At 51.1% G+C, this 21,971-nt stretch carries 21 protein-coding genes; 11 read left to right on the forward strand and 10 right to left on the reverse strand.

Translation table 11 applies throughout. The features are described from left to right. The 5 genes from EFO84_RS09400 (at position 1) to EFO84_RS11905 (ending at position 4,177) form a co-directional block, all read left to right on the forward strand. Positions 1-360, forward strand: a complete 360-nt coding sequence (locus EFO84_RS09400; RefSeq protein WP_127347812.1) for a copper-binding protein — start codon at positions 1-3, stop codon at positions 358-360. A 96-nt stretch (positions 361-456) separates the two neighbouring features. Further along, the gene (locus EFO84_RS09405) at positions 457-807 is read left to right on the forward strand and encodes a copper resistance CopC family protein (RefSeq protein ID WP_127347813.1); all 351 of its coding nucleotides are present in this window, start codon (positions 457-459) and stop codon (positions 805-807) included. Beyond that, entirely contained in the window at positions 807-1,655 is an 849-nt protein-coding gene (locus tag EFO84_RS09410; protein WP_127347814.1) for a copper resistance D family protein, read from the forward strand. The genes EFO84_RS09405 and EFO84_RS09410 overlap by 1 nt, the downstream gene beginning before the upstream one ends. A gap of 27 nt (positions 1,656-1,682) precedes the next feature. Then, positions 1,683-2,399 (forward strand): PepSY domain-containing protein, encoded by a 717-nt coding sequence (locus EFO84_RS11900; RefSeq protein WP_127347815.1) that lies wholly within the window; start codon positions 1,683-1,685, stop codon positions 2,397-2,399. Continuing rightward, positions 2,396-4,177, forward strand: coding sequence for a 2Fe-2S iron-sulfur cluster-binding protein (locus tag EFO84_RS11905; RefSeq protein WP_127347816.1), 1,782 nt, complete (start codon positions 2,396-2,398; stop codon positions 4,175-4,177). Before EFO84_RS11900 ends, EFO84_RS11905 begins: the two co-directional genes overlap by 4 nt. A gap of 298 nt (positions 4,178-4,475) precedes the next feature. Here EFO84_RS11905 and EFO84_RS11855 read toward each other — a convergent pair whose 3' ends face one another. The 3 genes from EFO84_RS11855 to EFO84_RS09440 form a co-directional block, all read right to left on the reverse strand. Beyond that, entirely contained in the window at positions 4,476-4,634 is a 159-nt protein-coding gene (locus EFO84_RS11855; RefSeq protein WP_276317321.1) for a type II toxin-antitoxin system RelE/ParE family toxin, read from the reverse strand. A gap of 119 nt (positions 4,635-4,753) precedes the next feature. Further along, positions 4,754-5,026 (reverse strand): CopG family ribbon-helix-helix protein, encoded by a 273-nt coding sequence (locus tag EFO84_RS09430; protein ID WP_019677808.1) that lies wholly within the window; start codon positions 5,024-5,026, stop codon positions 4,754-4,756. Between the two features lie 330 nt (positions 5,027-5,356). Then, on the reverse strand, positions 5,357-7,681 hold the full coding sequence (locus EFO84_RS09440; protein WP_083923088.1) for a heavy metal translocating P-type ATPase: 2,325 nt from the start codon (positions 7,679-7,681) through the stop codon (positions 5,357-5,359). A gap of 175 nt (positions 7,682-7,856) precedes the next feature. Between EFO84_RS09440 and EFO84_RS09445 the strand changes: the two genes are divergently transcribed. Further along, positions 7,857-9,007 (forward strand): IS3 family transposase gene (locus EFO84_RS09445; protein ID WP_127347817.1). Its coding sequence is split into 2 segments (ribosomal slippage): positions 7,857-8,100 and positions 8,100-9,007, totalling 1,152 coding nucleotides; the frame shifts between segments, so codons are not numbered across the junction. A gap of 118 nt (positions 9,008-9,125) precedes the next feature. On the opposite strand, the gene EFO84_RS09450 is transcribed toward EFO84_RS09445, so the two are convergent. From EFO84_RS09450 to EFO84_RS09460, 3 genes are all read right to left on the reverse strand, one after another. Then, positions 9,126-9,992, reverse strand: coding sequence for a sensor domain-containing diguanylate cyclase (locus EFO84_RS09450; protein ID WP_127347818.1), 867 nt, complete (start codon positions 9,990-9,992; stop codon positions 9,126-9,128). A gap of 66 nt (positions 9,993-10,058) precedes the next feature. Continuing rightward, positions 10,059-11,831 (reverse strand): putative bifunctional diguanylate cyclase/phosphodiesterase, encoded by a 1,773-nt coding sequence (locus EFO84_RS09455; protein ID WP_127347819.1) that lies wholly within the window; start codon positions 11,829-11,831, stop codon positions 10,059-10,061. An 88-nt stretch (positions 11,832-11,919) separates the two neighbouring features. Continuing rightward, positions 11,920-12,948, reverse strand: a complete 1,029-nt coding sequence (locus tag EFO84_RS09460; RefSeq protein ID WP_127347820.1) for an MBL fold metallo-hydrolase — start codon at positions 12,946-12,948, stop codon at positions 11,920-11,922. Positions 12,949-13,108: 160 nt separating this feature from the next. Here EFO84_RS09460 and EFO84_RS09465 point away from each other — a divergent pair, with 160 nt between their 5' ends. Next, complete coding sequence (locus tag EFO84_RS09465) at positions 13,109-13,525, forward strand: thiol-disulfide oxidoreductase DCC family protein (protein ID WP_127347821.1); 417 nt, start codon at positions 13,109-13,111, stop codon at positions 13,523-13,525. A 2-nt stretch (positions 13,526-13,527) separates the two neighbouring features. Further along, positions 13,528-14,526 carry a catalase family peroxidase gene (locus tag EFO84_RS09470; RefSeq protein WP_164742422.1) on the forward strand — a complete coding sequence of 333 codons (999 nt, stop codon included), beginning with the start codon at positions 13,528-13,530 and terminating at the stop codon, positions 14,524-14,526. On the opposite strand, the gene EFO84_RS09475 is transcribed toward EFO84_RS09470, so the two are convergent. Further along, positions 14,527-15,816: a patatin-like phospholipase family protein gene (locus EFO84_RS09475; protein WP_164742423.1), complete on the reverse strand. Its 1,290-nt coding sequence runs from the start codon at positions 15,814-15,816 to the stop codon at positions 14,527-14,529. A gap of 223 nt (positions 15,817-16,039) precedes the next feature. Between EFO84_RS09475 and EFO84_RS09480 the strand changes: the two genes are divergently transcribed. The 3 genes from EFO84_RS09480 (at position 16,040) to EFO84_RS09490 (ending at position 18,301) form a co-directional block, all read left to right on the forward strand. Further along, on the forward strand, positions 16,040-16,480 hold the full coding sequence (locus EFO84_RS09480; protein WP_164742424.1) for a histidine phosphatase family protein: 441 nt from the start codon (positions 16,040-16,042) through the stop codon (positions 16,478-16,480). Beyond that, positions 16,477-16,887 carry a VOC family protein gene (locus EFO84_RS09485; RefSeq protein ID WP_127347825.1) on the forward strand — a complete coding sequence of 137 codons (411 nt, stop codon included), beginning with the start codon at positions 16,477-16,479 and terminating at the stop codon, positions 16,885-16,887. The genes EFO84_RS09480 and EFO84_RS09485 overlap by 4 nt, the downstream gene beginning before the upstream one ends. Before the next feature lie 76 nt (positions 16,888-16,963). Then, positions 16,964-18,301, forward strand: a complete 1,338-nt coding sequence (locus EFO84_RS09490) for a diguanylate cyclase domain-containing protein (RefSeq protein ID WP_127347826.1) — start codon at positions 16,964-16,966, stop codon at positions 18,299-18,301. Here EFO84_RS09490 and EFO84_RS09495 read toward each other — a convergent pair. The 3 genes from EFO84_RS09495 to EFO84_RS09505 form a co-directional block, all read right to left on the reverse strand. Beyond that, entirely contained in the window at positions 18,298-19,815 is a 1,518-nt protein-coding gene (locus EFO84_RS09495) for a putative bifunctional diguanylate cyclase/phosphodiesterase (RefSeq protein WP_127347827.1), read from the reverse strand. The genes EFO84_RS09490 and EFO84_RS09495 overlap by 4 nt on opposite strands. 94 nt (positions 19,816-19,909) lie before the next feature. Beyond that, on the reverse strand, positions 19,910-20,764 hold the full coding sequence (gene fghA / locus EFO84_RS09500; protein WP_127347828.1) for an S-formylglutathione hydrolase: 855 nt from the start codon (positions 20,762-20,764) through the stop codon (positions 19,910-19,912). Further along, the gene (locus EFO84_RS09505) at positions 20,751-21,875 is read right to left on the reverse strand and encodes an S-(hydroxymethyl)glutathione dehydrogenase/class III alcohol dehydrogenase (RefSeq protein WP_127347829.1); all 1,125 of its coding nucleotides are present in this window, start codon (positions 21,873-21,875) and stop codon (positions 20,751-20,753) included. Before EFO84_RS09505 ends, fghA begins: the two co-directional genes overlap by 14 nt. Between the last annotated feature and the right edge of the window lie 96 nt (positions 21,876-21,971).

The raw sequence follows: 21,971 nt of genomic DNA on the forward strand, positions 1-21,971 counted from the left end.
ATGAAAAAAGTAAGTTCATTAATCAGCGTGGTATCGCTGGCGCTTGTGATGAGTGGTGCTGCAATCGCGCATCAAGAGCATGGACATCACTCGCATGCTCATAGCCACTCTGAAGCTGAGGCTGAGAGCCAGTTTGTGCGTGCTGAAGTGATTGAGATCGATGTCGACCATCATGAACTTGTGCTACGTCACGAGCCCATTGACCATCTGAACATGGGAGCGATGACCATGGCCTTTAGCGTGTCTGAGGATCTCGACATCGATCACTTAAACGAGGGCGAAGAAATTAAAGTTAAGGTAGAGCGTAAGGACCGCGACTTTGTTGTCGTTGCCATGAAAAGCGCTCAGCACGCTCACTAAGTGCCGTGTATCCAGCCAACCTTGGTGAACCAGACACGACATTTCGATTGAGGTCTCAGCCTGGTTGGCTTTATTAGATGATAGAGGGGAAGATAGATGAAAAACTTATTAAAGGTTGCCCTGGGTGCTGCGATGTTGTTGAGCATTAGCGCGCATGCACATTATGAGCTGATATCAAGCACGCCAGGTGAAGGTACCCTGTTGACAGCATCTCCCAGCCAAATCAAACTGACCTTCAGTGGCGAGGTGCGTTTGATCAGTGTTGAGTTACTGTCCGATAGCGGTGATACTCAGGCTTTAGATTTTACGATGAGCCGAACAGCTCAGGCAGTCAAGGAGATACCAGTGGCTGATGATTTATCAGCAGGTACTTATACTGTTGAATGGAGAGCCATGAGCAGTGATAGTCACAGAATTTCAGGAGCCTTTAGTTTCGAGGTGAAATGATGAACCTTTGGACTGTAGCCAGCATTGTGATGCTGGCTATTATTTTTTGGTTAAACGCGACCATCATCGCTACGCCCTATATCGCCAAGCTGTCAGGGCAGGCAACACCACTCATGAACAAAAAGGCAGGCGTGATCACCATCCTGTTATTGTCGGCGAGTCTGATGTACTTCATGTTTATTGTGGGCGACTTAGCCGATGCGGGGCTCAGCGGTATGTTTGACCCTATGTATATGGAGTTTATCCAGACGGGGCCGATTGGTCAGTTTGTGTTGCTGCAAATAGGTGCGGCTGTCTTGTGGCTGGTAGTTGCCGTGGTCGGGTTGCCTCCTATCCGAGTACTGGCATATATGGGGGCGGCTGCGCTTATGAGCTGGAGCTTTTTAGGCATGGGCCATAGCGCTGACGCTGCTTGGTGGGCTAAGTTGGCTTTCTTGATTCATCTGCTTGCTGCGTGGCTATGGTTTGGCAGCCTGCATGGATTGCGTCACTTGGCAACATCCGTTCCGCCAGCTAAAGCCCGACGTATTATGGAAACATTCGGCTCGCATATGTCAATTGCGGTGCCAGCCCTTATTATCGCAGGCATGTTGATGTATAGAAGTGCGACTGGGCAATGGATACCAGCACTTCCTTTCAATAGTTATACGTTTGTGCTTGCGGCCAAGCTGCTGTTGGTCGGGCTGATCCTTGTGATGGCTGCTATCCATAAGTTTAAGTTAGTTCCCCAGCTAGATGGAGCATTGGCGGCGCACCGCCTTAAACAATCAATCACGGTAGAGATGTTGCTAGCGGTATTGATTATTATGTTAGCGATGACATTGAGTAGTGGGCTCTCACCTCGTTAAGGTCGCCTCAATATGTAAAGGAATGCTATGCAATATCAATCCTCGTCATTTCGTACCTGGCATCGGTGGCTGTCGTTGATTGTCGGCGTACAGATGGTGATATGGGCGGTATCTGGTGCGTATATGGTTTTGGTTCAACTGCCTTTTATTCATGGCGTGCATTTGACCCAAGAAGCAGATGGTGAGATCCAAGATAATTCTCTCATCGAACGCTTCCCTGACATTGTGCAGCAATATCCAGAAGCAGAGCACATGTACCTGGTGAATCGCTTGGTGCAGGGAGAGTTTCGAGATCTGGTTCAGCTCGAGACTGACGGTACATCCGTACTGGTGGACCCGCACACACGCTCACAAATTGAGATCGGCAGAGATGATATTTACCAGTTAGCTTCAGTCTACTATGCCAAGGGCGATCCTCAAATCAGCGAGGTTCGCTATTTAAAAAGCGAGGCGCCGAGTGAGCTGAATGAACGATTCCTACCAATCTGGCAAGTCAACTTTGATGATGTCGGTAATACTAGCTTATACCTTCACCCTCAAACGGGGGAAATGATGGTGCGCCGCCATGATTTCTGGCGGGGGTTCGACATCATGTGGATGCTTCATATTATGGATTACCAAGACCGGGTTAATATCACCACCTGGTGGCTACGTGCCTTTATTTTTGCGACCTTTGCTTTTGTTTTTACCGGCACCATTTTGCTGGTACAAACGATTTGGTTGTCGCGGAGGCAGCCTGGATGAGGTTTTTACAGGGAATACATCGCTGGACTGGCCTTATCCTGCTGATACAGCTGCTTTTATGGACGATCAGTGGATTGTATTTCGCGCTGGTTGATCACCATGGTATGGCGGGACAGCAATATGCACGTTCCCCTCAACCCGAGACATTAAGCCCGGCGCAACTTACTGAAGTATCGGCTAGTTGGTGGGGTGATTTGGACGGTGTGACTAAAGTACACGCCTATGCGCAAGCTGGCGTTCCCAGGGTGGACGTGCATCATGCCGGAGGGGTTCAGTACTTGGATGGGCGCGATGGTTCAGTCTGGCGAACGTCGCGGGATTTTGCTCAGCAGCTTGCGCAAATCAGTTATGCTGGGCCGGGTAACGTTAAGCAGACAACGGCAATCACCCATAGCCGAGAGTTACATGGGTGGAGCGGCGAGGGTTTTCGATTTGATTTTGATGACGATCTAAATACCCGAGTCTATGTTGATGCGGCGTCAGGGGCTGTCGTTGCCCACAGAAATACGCCATGGGTGGTGGCTGATTGGATGTTTCGCCTTCATTTTATCGATTACACAGGGGGCAGAAACTTCAACAATCTGGTGATTACGCTAGCTGCCCTGATAACGCTCTGGTTTGCTCTGTCGGGTTTGATGTTGCTTATCAAGCTGATATCGACAGGTGACATGAGATTCTCGTTTCGGAAGTATTCAGTCACCGCAATAGTTGCGGGGCAGCCCAAGCAACTCGTAGAGCCAGCACATAAAACCCTGTTGCAAGCACTGCAAAGCAATAACATTGTCATTGCAAGCGGTTGTGGTGGCGGTGGTACTTGTGGCCTCTGCCAAGTGAAAATGGCCGATGATACGCCCATCAGCCATGCTGACCGAGCTTTACTGCCGTCGCGTCAGTTGCAAGAGGGGTACCGTTTGGCGTGCCAGCACAAGGTAAATGATGTCCATCGTATTGAAGTGCCGCAAACTGATGCGCGCCACGTTAACCTGCAGTTGAAAAGTACTAAGTTTATAACGCCGATGTTGCGCGAATTGTGCTTTGAAGTGCTGGACCGCAAGCTTGATTACGCAGCCGGCCAGTATATGCTGTTTACCATTCCGGCTGGAGCAGGTCGCAGTCGCCCTGAAGACATTCCTGAGCACTTCCTTTCGCAGTGGCAGCATATTGAAAACACAGAATATATGCATAGCGCTGTGCAAAGAAGCTACTCCATGGCGACAGCTGCAGGTGGCAAAGAGCTGGTGTTCACCGTGCGTTATCAACCGCAAGCAACAGACGCGCCATCGCCAGGTATTGGCTCTTCATTTTTATGTAATCTAAAACCTGGTGAAATCATTGCTGCAGAAGGCCCTTTTGGCGACTTTCAAAGGCAACCAGGCGCTCGACGCAAACTTTGCTTTATCGGTGGCGGCGCGGGAATGGCGCCGCTACGAGCGCTCATGCAAGAAGAGCTGAATGATACAGCATCGCGACCGATAATCTTCTTCTACGGTGCGCGAAATCGCCATGAGTTACTCTATTACGATGAGTTTATGCAGCACCAACAGCGAGGTGAGCTGACATTTATCCCAGTGTTGTCTGAGCCTGAAAAAGCGTGCTTATGGCAACAGGATGTCGGTTTTGTGCATGAGATTGCGGGGAAATGGTTGCAATCTCAAAGCGTCGACGCGTACGATTTTTACCTCTGTGGCCCACCTTCTATGCTCAGCGCGACGCTGATTATGTTAAAAGAGCACGGCGTGGATGAAACACGCATCCGCTATGATGATTTCGGTAGTTAGGCAAGTAACTGCTTGTTATCACGAGCCATAAGAAAGCCCTGAAACTCGAATGCTTGAGTTGTCAGGGCTACTTTGTAGTATTTACTCTTGCTCGATGAGCGCGATGGTATTGAACTTTTAAATATTCAAATTAAAAACAACACTTACTTCGCAACGGTCTTCATACCGGAGGGGAAGCTAGTTGTTTTCCAGCGAAAGCTCGAAAAGTATGTAGAGACTAGGGCTTGTTGACGTTTCGAGATTAAATTTTGTTCGCTCTGGCGGCGTTGCCGGATTATGGCATCAACCTGGCCAATGGTTAGCGTTCATTTTCAAGCCCGTGCCATACCCGCAGAATAATAATGGTGTTGCTATGTAATGAATAACGCACAACGTAGTGGCCAAAGATGATGTCACGAATGACATCCGGCACAGGCGCCAGCGCAACCGGAGTGCCGAGCTTAGGAAAGGCTGGCAACAGCTAATTTTTACTTATTAACTCTGCAGCTACTCTGTTGGCGGCGGTTGGATTATGCACGGCGATAAACTGCCGTAAACGCTTTAAATCGCCGATAGCCTCATCGGTATAAACTAATTTCACTTAACCGATCCCGGTGCAGCCTGTTCATGTTCCGTTCCCCAGCTGCTTAACCAGTTGTGCACTTCACCGGCGTCCACCACTTTTCCCTGCGCTGCAGATTCCATAGCATCCAGGGTTTGTTGCCAGCGAGCTAGCTCCAACTGCTGCTTATCTATGTATTCCGCTAAGGCCTGATTAATCACCCAGCCTTTACTGCGATTAAGCCTGTTAGCGATAGCATCCAACTGCTGCTCAACCTCGGCTTGTAAGCGAACTGTCGTCACGCTCATGCTTTTCACCTTTAGCAAAACAATGTAATACATTGTAGTCAGCTTAGATCAGATACGCAATTTAACGGTGAAGCGGCACGGGGTCTCAGTTATTTAATTTTTGTCTGACTCCACTTATTTCGCCCGCTAAGCATATCAATGCAATTGTTGCAGTGAGAACAACAGCTGGATCTGACCCCGAATGTCCAACCAGATAATCCGATGAGATGCCGGTCTGTCTCACTCTCATGCAAAGGTAAGATCAACCATTTAATCCCCTTACCCGAAAAACCGAAGAAAAATGGCGAGTAGAGACTCGCCATTTTCCGCTACCCCCTCGACGTATCCAGCTTAAACCGAACCACGAAGCCGCAGCGAGTTGAATACAACGGACGCTGAACTCAGACTCATCGCCAGGGCTGCAAACATGGGTGATAGAAGCAACCCGGCAAACGGGTACAGGACGCCAGCAGCCAGTGGAACGCCTAACGCATTATAAATGAACGCAAAACCAAGGTTCTGCTTCATATTGAGAACAGTCTTGTTTGACAGGTCCCGGGCAATCGAGATACCCCGCAGGTCTCCTTTTACCAAGGTGATTTGCGCACTGTTCATCGCTACGTCCGTCCCGGTTCCCATAGCGATACCGACATTCGCCTTGGCCAGTGCCGGGGCATCGTTGATGCCGTCGCCCGCCATCGCAACGATGCAACCTTCTGATTGAAGCTTATCAACCAGATTCAGCTTGTCGGCCGGTTTCACTTCGCCATGAACTTCGTCTATGCCTAGTTGTTCGGCGACCGCTTTTGCCGTTGAAATACCGTCACCAGTAGCCATGATGACCCTGATTCCCGCGGCCTTGAGCGCCTGTACCGCTTCAGGGGTGCTCTGTTTGATGGGGTCGGAAACGGCGAGTAGGCCGACCAGTGTGCCGTCAACCGCCAGGTACATCACACTCGCACCCTTTATCCTCCATCCCTCAGCGGTGGCAGCCAGGCCATCAACATTGACGTTATCCTGCTGCATGAACGCAGTGTTGCCCAACAGCAGTATTTTGCCTTCAACCTTGCCCCGTACGCCTATGCCGCTACCCGAGTCAAAGTCGTCCACTGGGCTGAGCACCAAATTACGTTCGCGCGCAGCGCTGACAATAGCGTCAGCCAAAGGATGCTCGCTGCCTTGATCGAGGCTGGCAGCCAGGCGCAAGATTTCATCGGCGTCCAACTCGCCAGCGGAAACAGCCTGATCGAATGCGGGTCGGCCTTCTGTCAAGGTGCCGGTCTTGTCTACGATGAGCGTATCGACTTTGCGCAGATTTTCTATTGCTGCTGCATCACGAAACAGAACACCCTGGGTTGCGCCTCGTCCGGTAGCAACCATGACTGACATGGGCGTTGCGAGCCCCAGCGCACAAGGGCAAGCGATGATCAGAACAGCGACCGCATTGATCAGGCCATAGACCCAGCTTGGCTGCGGGCCGAACATGCCCCACACGACCAAGGTGAGGATGGCGATGGCTACCACCGCCATGACAAAGTAACCCGCCACCAAATCAGCCATCCGTTGCATCGGCGCCCGAGAGCGTTGGGCCTGAGCCACCAACTGTACAATTTGTGACAACACAGTGGCCGAGCCGACTTTCTCCGCCCGGATCACAAGTGCACCAGAGGTGTTCATCGTTGCCCCTATGACCTTGTCACCCGGGCGCTTGCTGATGGGTAACGATTCACCAGTCAACATGGATTCATCGAGAGAACTTGCACCCTCTTCAACAATGCCATCGACAGGAACTTTCTCACCGGGACGTACGCGTAAACGATCACCTTCATGCACATGCGTCAGCGGTACTTCTTCTTCTGTTCCGTCTGCATTGATACGGCGGGCCGTCTTGGGCGCCAGACCGAGCAATGACCGGACGGCAGCGGATGTCTGGGAACGCGCGCGAAGCTCCAGCACCTGACCAAACAGCGTAAGGGAAATGATCACCACTGCGGCTTCGAAATAAACCGCCACACGCCCCATGGACATGAATGTTTCCGGAAATATACCGGGAGCTACGGTTGCCAGCGTGCTGTAGACGAAGGCGGCACCGGTACCCAAGCCGATGAGCGTCCACATGTTGGGACTGCGGTTGACCACTGATTGCCAACCCCGTACGAAGAACGGCTGTCCGGCCCACAGCACCACGGGAAGCGACAGTACAAGCTCTATCCACGTTTGCGTCGCCATCTCGAACCAGCCAAGCTGTGGCCCAAACATGGCAAGCACCGTGACAATGACGGTAAAAGGCAATGTCCACCAGAATCGCCTGGAAAAATCGTCCAGCTCGGGATTGTCATCTTCCAGACTGGGCATCAGGGGTTCAAGTGCCATGCCGCATTTAGGGCAGGTTCCGGGGTTGTCCTGACGTATTTCCGGATGCATCGGGCACGTATAAATTGTGCCTTTGACCGCTTCCGAGGGAGGTGGCGGGGTTGGTGAAAGAAACTTCTCAGGGTCATGCTGGAATCTATTCATGCATTTGGTGCTGCAGAAGTAGTAAGTTTTACCCGCATGCTCAACATGCTGGGCAGAGTCTGCCGTTACACCCATGCCGCAGACCGGGTCTGTAAGCCCTGAGCCCGTGTGGGAGGGTGTATGGTGATGACAATGAGACTCAGAATTATCGTGAACCATGGATAAGCACCTTTCCAAATAAGCAGGCAGTTTGCGCCGCGTTTTTTGCGGCTTCTTAAAGGAGGAGATTACATGAATCATGATACCATAAACTTATTAGGGCTTGTTGATCTGATCCGTACCAGTACTTTTGGACACCGAGCTAAGTGAGTAAAATCACTTAACGAGGTGAATCATGAAAGCAAATAAAACACGCAAAGTCCACACACAAGAATTTAAAGCAGAAGCCCTGAAATTAGCTGAAAGAATAGGCGTTGCAGCGGCGGCTAGAGAACTGAAAGTCTACGAATCCCAGCTGTACAGTTGGCGGACTACGGCGCAAAAAAAATCTAGCACGAGCGCCAGAGAAGCAGAGCAAGCCGCTGAAATTGCTCGATTAAAACGTCAATTAGCTGAACAGGCAGAGGAGCTAGCCATATTAAAAAAGGCGGCTACCTACTTCGCGAAGAACCAAAAATAGCCAGATTTGAGTTTATTCTTGAGCACCAGCATCAATTCAGCTTAAAGCGGATGGTGAACGTGCTCAACGTATCGCGTAGTGGGTATTATGCCTGGCGGAAACATGGTCAGACAGTCAATCCTCGAGAGCAGCGTCAAATTGAGCGAGACGAGGCGATTAAGCAGGCATTTATTGACTCGAAAGAGCGCAGCGGCGCTCGGCGTATCCAAGTGGATTTGGCAGAGCTCGACATGACACCCGACATCAAAACTATTCGCAATAGTATGATACGCCAGGGCCTTGTACCTAAGGCTGCACGTAAATTTAAGGTCACCACGGACAGTAAGCACAATCAGCCTGTGGCGCCAAACTTGCTGGAGCAAGATTTTACGGCAAGAGCTCCGAATCAAAAGTGGGTTGGCGATATCACGTATTTATTCACTAGTGAGGGCTGGCTGTACCTAGCGGTAATCATCGATTTATATTCACGCTCGGTTGTTGGCTGGTCGATGAGTAACCGAATGACCGCAACGTTGGTGTGTGATGCTCTGAAAATGGCTTTATTTCGCAGAGGTTTTCCCGAAGGGATCATTGTTCACAGCGACCGAGGTAGTCAATATTGTTCAGACGATTATCGAGATTTAATTAAGAAACATAGACTTACTCAGAGTATGAGCCGAAAAGGAAATTGTTGGGATAATGCCTGTGCCGAAAGCTTCTTTCACTCATTAAAGGTCGAAGCCTTGCAGGACGAGCCCATCATGGATCGAGAAAATATGCGCCGAGCAGTCTTTGAGTACATCGAAGTTGATTACAACAAGACAAGAAGGCATAGTGCTATTGGCTATCTCAGCCCAGAGAACTTTGAATTAAAAAATAGTGCTTAGCAAAGTGTCCACTTTTAGTGGTACGGATCAAATCCCGCCAGCTCCACCAAATCCAATAAAAAGCCGCTCATTGAGCGGCTTTTTTGTTTGCGCGACGCGATAAAGGCGCGACGGTCAATCAGCGGCGCATCGCACGGTGTGAGTGTTTTGATTGATACATGGTGCTGTCGGCGTAGCTGATGAGGGCATCGGCGCTGTCGCCATCGTCGGGATAGCAGGCCACGCCGATGCTGCAAGAGGGGAGCTGTAGGCCGTTGAAATCGTCGCTTAGTGGCTCGGCCATCATGGCCATAATTTGCGCGACTTTATGGTCCACGGCATGATCGGACTGCAAGTCGGTCAACAGTACGGTGAATTCATCGCCGCCGATGCGGGCCACGGTGTCGGTTTCGCGTACTAGGGTTTCTAGCCGCTTAGCAATGGCACAGAGTACCCGGTCGCCCATGACGTGGCCATGTTGGTCATTGATATGTTTGAAGTCGTTGATGTCGATAAACAGCAGTGCCAGACGATTTTTATGACGTCGCGCCGAACGCAGCGCTAAATCGAGCCGTTCGTTAAACAGGGCGCGGTTGGTTAGGCCGGTGAGCGGGTCGTGATGGGCTAAATAATGTAGTTTCGACTCAGCCTGTTCAAGTAGCGTGACATCGCGAGCAACACCGATGCGCACGCCATCTTCGGCGGACCAGCGGGCCGACCACAAAATGTAGACGATGCGGCCATCTTTACGAATGTAGCGATTACGGAAATCAACGTGCGGGCGGCCATTCATTACTCGCACAATCGAGGAACGGGTGGCGGCTAGGTCTTCTGGGTGGACGTAATTCATAATAGTAGTGCCGATCAGTTCGTCGGCACGGTAACCCAGCAGTTGCTCGCAACCGTCGCTGACGTACACGATGGTATTGTCGCTATCCACCACAAACACGGTGTCGAGCAACAAATTTATCAGTTTGGGGTAGAGCTCGTTCAGATTAGTCGGCATCGGTTCGCGGATCCGCAATTAGAGCTACTTAGTGGCGCTATTTTTAGCTTGTTTTCTATAGCTAGGTCAACGCTTTTTAAGCCAAGTGTCCGCAAATTCTTCGGCGCAGACTGGGCGCCCAAGGTGATAGCCTTGACCAAGGTGGCAGCCGAGTTCGCGCAACATGGCTAATTGCTGTGGCTGCTCGATACCTTCGCCCACCAGCACCATGTTCATGGTTTTGGCCATGGCCACCAGGGTTCGAACCAGCATTTCATCGTTGGTGTTGCCGGGTATCTTGGCGATAAACGAGCGGTCAATTTTGATTACGTCAACGTTGAGGCGGGTCAGATAAGCCAGCGAGGAATACCCCGTACCAAAATCATCAAGCGCCCAGCGGAAGCCGAGCTCCTTAAGCCGGTTGATTTGCCGAATATTATGCTCGGGCGCCCGCATAATCGATGATTCGGTAAGCTCCAACACCAGTTGTGAGGGCGTCACCTCGTCAAGGCACTCCATAAAGGTTTCGATGACGTCATCGGGCTCAAGTTGGCGGTTGGAAATGTTGACCGACAGCTTGCCATGAAAGGGTAACCCTTGCTCACGCCAGCTACGGAGCTGCTTTGCGGCGGCGCGCAGTACCCAAAGGCCAAGCTCATTCATTAAACCGCGTTCTTCCGCAACTGGAATGAAAATGTTTGGGCCGATCCAGCCGAGCTGTGGGTCATGCCAGCGGCACAGGGCTTCAGCGCCAAATAACTCGCCGCTATCGAGGTCAAACACCGGTTGATAATGCAACCGTAATTGGTCGGTGCGTAGCGCAACAATCAAGCGGTCATAGATAGTTTGTCGATATTCGAGGGTTTCTACCATGTTGCGCGCATAAGCGACAACTGGGGTATCGTTGCGTTTGGCTTCAGCCAACGCAATAGAGGCCTGACGTAACAGCTCGCCGTGGCTTTGATAAGTATCGTCACGTTGGGATAGCCCGAGCCGGATATCAACGTTCAGGTCGCGTACACCGCAGCGTAGCGGTTCCCCAAACCAGCTGCGCAAGGCTTGGGCGGTGTCTGCGGCCGAGCGGCTTGAGCTATTACTGAGGGCAATGGCAAATTCATCGTTGGAAAAGCGCGTTACCAGCTCATGTTCATTCAAGCGACTGCGCAAACGAGCCGCTACGGCATTAAGTAAGAGATCCCCTTCACGGTAGCCATACAGGTCGTTAAAGTCTTTAAAGCGCCGAATATCCAGCAACACCACCGCAGCAATATCATCGCGCTTGGCTAATAGGTCGTTCAGATGTGCAGCGTTCGGTAAACCGGTCACGCTGTCTTCGTAGGTTAAGCTTTGAATGTGCGAGCGGTTATGAGCTAACTCAAGTTCGGCACCGACTTGAGCAGCGGCAATTTGCAGTATCTCTGAGTCTTCACTACTGACTTGCCAAGCGCGTGTTGACATTGCTGCAATAAGACCTAGCTTGGTGCCGTCAGAGGTAAGAATAGGCATACCGACGTAGCTTTCAATGGCTAAATCAGCGAGCAACACATCACTTGGAAATAGTTTGGTAACCGCATTTTCATAACTACACATTTCGCGCTCGGGTACCGTTTCGCAAGGAGTTCCTTGTAGCGGATAGACAAAGTTATCAAGAGCTTGCTGATGGCCAATTGCGGCAATGGTTTGGGCTTCGTGAACGGCGCCGTTAGCGCTATCAATTTTCGCAATGATAATGTATTCGACGCCGAGAATGGTAGCGAGCTCGCGGGCTAAGCCCAGGTAAAAGTCCTGATATCCACTACGAATTAACGCTTTGGCGAGGCAGCTAAATTTTGATGTTCGGTCACTGATTACGCCAACCATGGGAATCAAAAAGCCTTTTAATACGTTAGGTTATATTTACCCATAGTGTTAAAAGAATTCGCTGTGAATTGCAAGTGAATTCGGGCGGTTAGAACTGTTCGGTGGCACCAATGGGGATAATACGCACGGCAGTCGGCTCTAGCTCCGCATTTAGTCGCGCGCTGGCGAGATCATGGACGGTTTGCTGAAGCCCTTCAGCGGCCAGTGGATAGGTGCCCCAATGCATGGCGAGAGAGTGTTGGGCGCGCACGTCACGGTGCATTTGCAAGGCTTCAGCAGGGTCAATATGTTGCGGTTGCATAAACCAGCGGGGCAAGTAGGCTCCGATTGGGATCATCGCCACATCGACACGACCGGCATAACCACCAACTTGTTTAAATTGCACCTCGTTGTAGCCGGTATCGCCGGCGAACCATGCAGTGAAATCATCGATTTGAATGAGCCAACTTGCCCATAAGGTGTCATTGCGATCCCACAGGCTGCGAGCGGACCAATGTTGGCTGGGAGTAGCGGTTAGGGTGAGTGGGCCGATGCGCAGATCGTCCCACCAATCGAATTCATACACCTGCTCGGCGGCAACACCTTGTGCCAAAAACCACGGCGTTAAACCAAGTGGGACAGCGTACCGCACGTTGTCCGGCAGTGCTTGAATGGTGGCGCTGTCGAGGTGGTCATAGTGGTTATGGCTTATCACCACCCAATCAACCGCTGGTAATTCATCGGCTGCCAGTGGTGCCGGTTGCAAGCGTTTGGGCCCGGCAAAGCTGAATGGCGAGGCGCGCAGGCTGAGAATAGGGTCGGTTAATACGCTGAGCCCTTGGTATTGCACTAAAAAGCTGGCATGCCCTAACCAAGTAACTTGCGGGCGTTCACCGGGGGTTAGCAGCACAGCCTGATCAATAGCTTGGCGCGGCACTAACTGCGGCTGTTGGGCCAGTTCTTGGTACTGATCGGCCCAAGGTTCAGCGCCGAACAAGCGCATGCGCCAGAAGGTCAGGGCATTGGCATGTTGCATCTGCAAATAGGGGTTACGATCAGCAAATTTCCCAGCCGGAAGCGCTGTCGTGCAACCCCAAATTGTACTAACAACTACCACAATAACCACTAACCAGCGCATACTTATGTCTCTTGTTAATTACGGAGCCAGTACCTTAGCTAAGTGCTTGGGTCCCGACAACACATGATCGAACTTAACGGCAAAATTAATCGTTACTGAGTGCATCGATTTGTGCGACTTTCGCGTATAACAGATCAGATGCACCTATCAGGAGTACGCTGTGTCCGCGTTAACGGTTTTTTATGATGGTCGTTGCCCATTGTGCGTGCGGGAAATGCGCCAACTCAAACGGCGTGATCATGCCAACGCCATTCTTTTAATTGATTTGCATAGTGAACAATTTACCCCGTTTTCGGGTCAGATTGATGCCCTAGCTGCTGACCGAATTTTGCATGGGCTCACCGACGATAACCAATTGTTACTTGGCCTTGATGTGACGCATAGAGCGTGGTCACTGGTGGGTCGCGGCTGGATGACTGCGCCGTTGCGATGGCCGGTGATCCGTTGGTTTGCGGACCACGGCTATCTATTTTTTGCCCGTCATCGCAACCGTATTGCTTATTTATTAACCGGTGAGCGCGTGTGTCAACAATGCGCCATCGAACCGAATTCTACTGCGTCAAAAAGGAAGCCGTAAGCATGTTCAAAGTATCGTTGTTAACTGCTGTTGTCACTACTGTGCTGGCCACTATGAGTCCCGTTAGCGTTGCCCAACAAGCGCCAGCTAGCGCCAACGCCAGTGATTTCATTGCGGTCTTTAAGGAGTTATTTGGCACTCAGCCTGGCGTTCGCAAAGGGCATGCCAAAGGGGTCTGCGCGGTGGGTGAATTTAGCCCAACCGCCGCGGCGCAGCAGCAATTCAATAGTCCGTTGTTTGGCACCACCAGCGTACCACTGGTGTTGCGCTTCTCGATGGGCGGCGGTAATCCTGAAGCCGATGAGCGGAGTAATTCACCGCGTGGTATCGGTGTTCAGTTCCAATTGCCCAATAACCAAGTGCACATGCTGGCCGGTCTTTCTACGCCAATGTTTGCCGGTAAAAATCCACAGCAGTTCCTCGGCTTGCTGCAACTAAATGCCAAGCGCGCTCGCGGTGAGGCCACTGGCGATGATTTGCAGGCCTATTTTGCGGCGAATCCAGAAGTGGCGCGCCAAGGTAATTTCCTAGCGAATAATCCACCAGCGGCTGAATATACCCAGTCTGATTATTTTGGCGTACATACTTTTTTAGCCACCACTGCCGATGGTCAATCACAACCATTTCGCTGGCAGTTGCAACCACAGCGAGGCACCGTTGCCTTAACCAAAGAACAGCAGCAACAACTACCGCCAAGTTTCTTGGCCGACCGCTTGGCAGCGCGCCTTGCGGCCGATGGGCAGGTCAGTTTTGATTGGTATTGGCAGTTGCCCGAGGCGGGCGATGTGCTTGATGATCCGTCACAACCTTGGCCAGCGGAACGGAGCCGTATTAAAGTGGGTGAAATTACGGTAACGGCTAGCCATGACGAGGCCTGTCAACAGGTCAATTTTGACCCGAATCGGCTGGCCAACGGTATTGCGCCGAGTAACGATCCGGTCTTGGCCATTCGTTCAGCGGCCTACGCAATTTCTTGGGCGCAGCGCTTGAGCGGGCAATAATTAGTCGTTGTTGAGTTGCTGCAACAGTCGCTGAAATTCAGGGTGATTCTGCAGCAGCTCGCGTCCGGCAAGAATGAGCGCGTCGGCTTGTTCAGGGGTAAGCGCCAGACCCGTCGGAATTTGGTTGAGCAACAGCCGTTGCTGCTCTTGTTGTACCCCGGCAAAGCTTATTTCGATGAAGTAGGGTTCCACCGGCTGCCAAAAGTCTGAGAGATCGCGGCTCCAGCGCTCTACCGCTCGGCTCATCACACTAATGGTAGCCGCGTTGTAGCGGTGCAATTGGATATCGGTGACCGCACTCACGGTGTTATCGATACTTGGAATTTCATGGGTTGCTTCAATTGCATAGGCAGGTTTGGCCGATGCATTGACCGAAATCACCACCAAGCGCGGGGTAGGTTTACTACCAAGGCGTTCCACAAAGCTGTTAATGCCACCACCAATTTCGACCATTTCATAGAGTGCCATTAAACCTAAATTATCGGTAATGCCGCCATCTACTAAATGAATATAGGGCCGTTGCTGCTTGTCTTGGTAATTGTTGAGCGCTTCGACGGTATCTATTAACCCGGGAGCGCGCTTAAATTCAGCCCAATCGTTGTGTTCTATTTTTTGCAGATAGTCCTGAGCCGGATTAATACAGCCGGAATGATTCCGCAGCACCACTGGGTTGAGCATAATGGGCACCGCGGAGGATGCGGTTACTGCTCGAGCGATGGGGTAGCTCGACAAATCAGAGCAGAGCAAATCGAAATATTCTTGGAGAAACGAGAAGCGCGCGCCACCGCCTAAATCGGTCGCGTTGATAACGATTAACGGGCCATTGGCTTGATGGAGATCGGCAAACGTTGCACCTTTAAACAACCGTTCTTCATAAATTTGGGTGGCAATATCGGTGCGGCCGCGGCTGGAAAACCATTGTAGTGGGTTGGCGAGCCCAGTAAGCCATTCGGTTTGGTAATCGCGGCGAATAAAGTCATTCTCGAAGTCGGTGAACAGCTTGTCACCGTATAGGCCATAGTAGGCTGCGGTAAAGCTGCCCCCCGATACCGAGCTGATCATGTCGATTTCAGCAAGTATGTTGCTATCACGAAGCCCTTGCATCACCCCATAGGCAAGCGCAGCAGCGCGGCCACCACCGCCCGAGAAAGCCACCACTAAGGTTATCTCATCGTTACTACGATGGTGCTGGTTGAAGTCTTCAAGCCCATAGCGGATGTCACTATTGGTGGTCACCACCGATTGATTATCAATGACCGCGTAGGTTGTGCAGCCTGACCCTATGGCCATAGCTGGGATGACCCAAAGCAGACGGAGCAGCCCGTCGCGCAAACACCTGTTCATAAAAGCGCCAGTGAGAAAAATGTTCCGTTAGTGTAGCGAAATTGGTGCTACCATCAATCACAATTATAGTCTGCAGGAGCAACCTATGGTGGTTTTAATGTCACTTAAATTACGGTGGCTGGCTGCGTTAATTGTCACATTAAGTGCAATACTAGTGGAGAATAGCGCCATGGCCACTGAAACTTATTCTTGGTATTTCGTTCGACACGCGGAAAAAAATGCGGAAAAAGTTGACCCGCAACTGTCCGAAGCCGGTCACCAACGTGCACAGCTGCTGGCTGAGATGCTGGCTGAAAGCAGCATTAAGGCAATTTATGCGACCGCGTATCAACGCACTCAGCAAACTGCTGCGCCGTTAGCGCAACAGCTACAACTCGGAGTTCAGACGTACGCTGCCGGTGAGCCGGAGCAGCTGTTAGAGCAGTTGCAGCAAGCCCAACAAACGAGCCTTATTGTCGGTCATAGCAATACCATTCCGGCTTTGGTGCGCCTAGCTGGTGGTCAAGCCGAGGATCTCACCGAGCAGCAGTATGGTGATTTGTTCATCTTGCAGCTGACTGATGGTACGGTCATTAGTCAACGTCATCAGCGCGTGGAGTCACAGCAATGATCCCTTCCATTAGCTATATCACTCTTGGAGTTGAAGATTTAGCGCGGAGTGTTGCTTTCTATCACGATGTATTTGGCTGGCCGACTGACGGGATTATCGGCACCGAGTTTGAGCATGGCGCGGTGGTATTTTTTAAACTCGACAAAGGCATCACGTTTGCCTTGTGGCCGCGCACCAGTATTGCCCACGATGCTGGTATAGCCTGTGGACCGCGCGACCCGAGTGGACTGTTGTTAGCCCATAATGTCGGCTCGCACGCAGAGGTTGATCAGATTATGGCACAACTGCAAAGCGGCGGCGCAGACATCAAAAAGCCAGCGCAACCATTATTTTGGGGTGGCTATGGTGGATTAATTGCAGATCCTGATGGTCATTTGTGGGAAATCGTTTACAATCCGCATAGATAGACAAGTGCATAATTAATAACCAGCCAAATTAAAATAACGTAAAATTTATGTAGAAGTGGTCTTTCGGGGGTGGTAGGTGTTACATAGCAGCTCAAAACGTGCGCTCTTTGTGGTGGCAACAGTCAGCTCATTGATTATCGCCTGTATTGCTATTGAATATTTTCACCGCTTGCATGTTGATCGGGTTGAAAAGGAACAGCTATACGACCTCCAAGCCGATTTTGCCACACTGCGTTCCGATTTAGAGTCCGAACTTAATGCTTCCATTTATCGCAGTTGGGGCATGCTCAGTTATATTTCCGCGCACCCCTCAAGCACCACTAGCGATTGGCTGGCGCTCAGCGATGAATTACTGCGCAGCGCCAATCACATTCGCAATATCGCCGTTGCACCCGACAATGTGATTAGTTTTGTTTACCCGATGGCCGGCAATGAAGCAGTGATTGGGCTGGATTACAGTAAGGTACCCGATCAATTAGCATCGGTAGAACGAGCCATGGCGAGCCGCGACATGATCGTTGCCGGGCCGGTGAACTTGCGCCAAGGTGGCACCGGGATCATCACCCGCACCCCAATCTTTGTGAATGATGGTAACTCCACCTCGTATTGGGGCGTGGTATCTATCGTGATTGATATTCCAAGCTTGTTTGCTGCAGTACAACTGCCGGAACTCCAGAACCAATATCAAATCACTCTACAGGGACGGGATGCCTTGGGCGCTAGGGGCGAGGTGTTTCTGGGAGATCCTGCAGTACTTGCCGACGCTGATGCCCTAGGTACTATTCGTTTTGCCAGCGGCTCGTGGGTGCTGGCTATGAAAAGCGTGAACGGTTCAGCACCGTCGGTATGGGCAGCGCAACGAGTACGGGTGGTTGGCTACTCCTTTATCGCCTTGTTATACATACTGCTATTTGGATTGTTTGCACTCTATCGCGAGTCCTATGGTGACTCGATGCATGATCCGTTGACCGGTATTGCCAACCGTCGCTTGCTCATGGATCGCATTAATACGCTGTTGAATATGCATCAACGCACTCCAACCGCATTTGCACTGATTAATATTGATTTGAATAACTTCAAAGCCATCAACGACCGTCATGGGCATCAGGCCGGCGACTATGTGTTGCAGCAAATTGCTGAGCGGCTGAAATCCGCGGTACGCGCCGTCGATACTGTAGCGCGGGTGGGTGGCGATGAGTTTTTGGTGGTGATGGTGGGTATTGATAACCCGCAGTTGGCAACGGAACAAAGTGTAAAATTACTGGGCAAAATCAATCAGCCGCTGGAATGGAAAGGCCGCACTATTGATATTTATGCCGCCTTGGGCTGGTCGCTGTTCCCCACCCAAGCGACCACCATTGATGACTTATTGCAGCAAGCCGACGAGATGATGTATCGGCAAAAGACTATTTAAAACTGCTTACGGGTGGTTTTGTGGTTTTGAATAAAGCTGAGTAGTGCATCAATCGTCATTGGCCGCGCATAGAGATACCCCTGCATTTCTTGACAACCCTCCTGTTGTAAAAAGCGCGCTTGTTGAGGTGTTTCTACCCCTTCGGCAACCACGCGCAAATTGAGTGCATTGGCCATAGCTAAAATGGTTCGTACAATTTTGGCATCGCTTAAGTTGCTACCAATGTCGCGAATAAATGACTTATCTATTTTTAGTTCTTGGATGGGTAGTTGGCGCAGGGTACTGAGCGATGAGTAACCCGTACCAAAATCATCCAGTGACACCTGGACACCGCGCTCGCGGAGGCCGCTCAGCACTTTGCGAATACGCTCCATATTCAGTAAAGCCGAGGTTTCGGTGAGTTCCAATTGCACGACCGACCATCCACCGTGTAATCCTTCAAGGTTGCGCTGAAAGCGCTCTAAGCTGCGCTCTGAGTTAAAATCGGCGGCGGATACGTTAAAGGAAACGCGCTGGACGTCATGATAGAGCAGGCGTTGCAAGTGTAATTCATGTAGCGCCCGACGCATCACGAAATCGGTAATTTCTGAAATAACGCCGTGCTGCTCGGCTAACGGAATAAATTGATCGGGGCTGATCCAACCGTGTTGCGGATGATACCAACGCAACAGCACTTCAACCCCAGTGATGAGGCCATTCTGCGCAGAGAATTGCGGTTGATACATGACACTGAGTTCATCGGCCGCCAATGCGCGCTTCAGGTCCATCAGCAGCCGCGCCCGATGATTAGCATGTTCGCGGTAGGCAGTGCGATAGGTACGAATGTGGTTCGGACCGGCTGATTTGGCTTCTTCCAGGGCTAAGCTTGCTTCATCAATGAGTGTACGGCTGCTATCGCCATCACGCGGAAACAGCGCCATGCCAATACTCACTGTTAAATGCAGATCGGGCAAACCCTCTACCGCTAATTGCCGCACCTTTTGTTGTAATTGTTCAGCCAACGGGATCACGCCATCTGGCCATAGGGTGGAGGGCAGTGCTACGGCGAATTCATCACCGCCAATGCGACCAATAATAACGCGTTGTTGAAAATGGTCGCGCAAGAGCAGAGCAAAGGCCTTCAAATAAAGATCGCCGGCTTGCAAGCTGGCATTGCTGTTAATTTGCTTGAACCCATCAATGTTAAGCAGCATCAGTACCAGCGGTTGGTCTTGCTTTTTTGAAAATTTGAGCTCAATTTCCAGCGCACGGTCGAACATATGCCGATTTAATAAATGGGTCAGGCTATCCTGTTCATTCAGGGTGCGTTCGCGGGCCAGTGCGCTGTAGACTAAAGCATAGAGCATCAGGGCTGTGACCAATACGTAGGTCAAGCCTTTGTAGGTTTGAAGTTGCGTCAGTAGTTCAGATTGGTCAACTAAGGCTAACAGAGCTTGGTCAGAAAAGTTGATCCATAACACGCCCAACACCCCATAACAGAGGGTAATGAGGGCGGCTGCGCGATTTGGTGTCATGCATAATGCCTCGGTTAAGTAAACCTTATGCGGTTCACATTAACCGTAGCATAAACTGCAAAAATTGCAGAAATTTTAATGACTCGCGTTGTTTCTATGACTGATCTGCGGGGTTTAAATGGCCGGCATGAAAGGCGATATGCTCAGCGATAAAACTGGCAATAAAATAATAGCTATGGTCGTAACCAGGCTGAAGCCGAATGCTGGCGCTAATTCCCGCCTGCTGACACGCCTGCTGCAAGCGCTCAGGGCGCAGTTGACTGGTTAAGAAATTATCGCTGTCGCCTTGGTCAACCAACAGTGGCGGCGGTGTGAGGCCCTGTTGAATGAGTCGGACACTATCATAGTTTGCCCAAGCTTCAGTGGAGCGACCTAAATAGCCGCTGAAGGCTTTTACGCCCCATGGGCAGTCCATCGGGTTCACAATGGGTGCAAAGGCCGATACGCTGCGATAGCGGCTACTGTTGCGCAGCGCAATCACTAAAGCGCCATGGCCACCCATTGAATGCCCGCTGATACTGCGCACAGCAGTGATGGGGAGTTGGCTCTCAACCAGCTGTGGCAATTCATCGACGATGTAATCATACATGCGATAGTGCTTGGCATAAGGTTGTTCGGTGGCATTGAGGTAGAAACCCGCGCCTAAGCCAAAATCATAAGCACCCTCGGCATCATCGGCGACACCCTCACCGCGTGGGCTGGTGTCGGGAATGATTAAAGCAATACCATGCTGCGCAGCGTATTGCTGAGCCCCGGCTTTGTGGCTGAAATTGTCGTCGGTGCAGGTGAGCCCCGATAACCAGTATAACGCTGGCACCGGGCCTTGCTCGGCTTGTGGCGGTAAAAATACACTAAATTTCATGCTGCAATCTAAGCATGCCGATGCATGCTCAAACTGCAGTTGCTGGCCGCCAAATACTTTATGGCTGGACAGTTTAGTCAGCATAATGAATCACCGTGCGAATTGATTTACCTTCGTGCATCAAGTCAAAAGCGCGATTAATGTCGTTTAAACCCATGGTGTGAGTGATGAAAGTACTGAGCTTAAACTCGCCATTGAGATAACGTTCAACGTAATCCGGTAATTGGCTGCGCCCTTTGACGCCACCAAAGGCACTTCCGCGCCAGACACGTCCGGTCACTAGCTGGAATGGACGGGTTGAAATTTCTTGCCCCGCACCGGCTACGCCGATGATCACCGATTCACCCCAACCTTTGTGGCAGCACTCGAGGGCAGCGCGCATCACTTTGACGTTGCCGATACATTCAAACGAGAAGTCTACTCCACCGTCGGTCAGTTCAACGATGACTTCTTGAATGGGCTTATCGTAATCATTCGGATTGATGCAATCGGTCGCACCCAATTGGCGGGCAATCTCAAATTTGTCTTCATTGATATCAATAGCAATAATCCGGCCCGCTTTTTCCATAGCCGCGCCGATAATCACCGACAGCCCAATACCACCTAAGCCAAACACGGCTACAGTATCGCCTTCTTTGACTTTCGCGGTATTACGCACAGCGCCCATGCCAGTGGTGACGCCGCAGCCTAGCAAGCAGACTTCTTCCAATGGCGCAGCCTTATTGATTTTGGCCAGTGAAATCTCGGCAACTACAGTGTATTCCGAGAAGGTTGAAGTACCCATGTAGTGATAAATGGGTTGACCATTTTTGGAAAAGCGGGTGGTACCGTCGGGCATTAAACCTTTGCCTTGGGTGGTACGAATGGCTTGGCACAGGTTGGTTTTACCCGATAAACAGAACTTACACTGGCCGCACTCTGGAGTGTATAAGGGGATCACGTGATCGCCGACGGCGACGGAGGTGACCCCTTCGCCCACCGCTTCAACAATGCCAGCGCCTTCGTGGCCTAAAATGGCTGGGAATACCCCTTCAGGATCAGCACCCGATAAGGTGTAGGCGTCGGTATGACAAACCCCTGTGGCGATAATTCGCACCAACACTTCACCACGTTGTGGTGGCATGAGCTCAACTTCTTCAATAGATAACGGTTGGCCTGGGCCCCAAGCAACGGCGGCGCGAGTTTTAATCAGTTCCATGGTTCATTCCTTATGACAGATAACGTAGGGTCATTGTACATACTCACTAACTGGCTTTCGAGTTCAAAAAAAAGCCGCTCAATTGAGCGGCTTTCA

Source organism: Pseudidiomarina mangrovi (assembly GCF_003999375.1).
GTDB lineage: Bacteria > Pseudomonadota > Gammaproteobacteria > Enterobacterales > Alteromonadaceae > Pseudidiomarina > Pseudidiomarina mangrovi.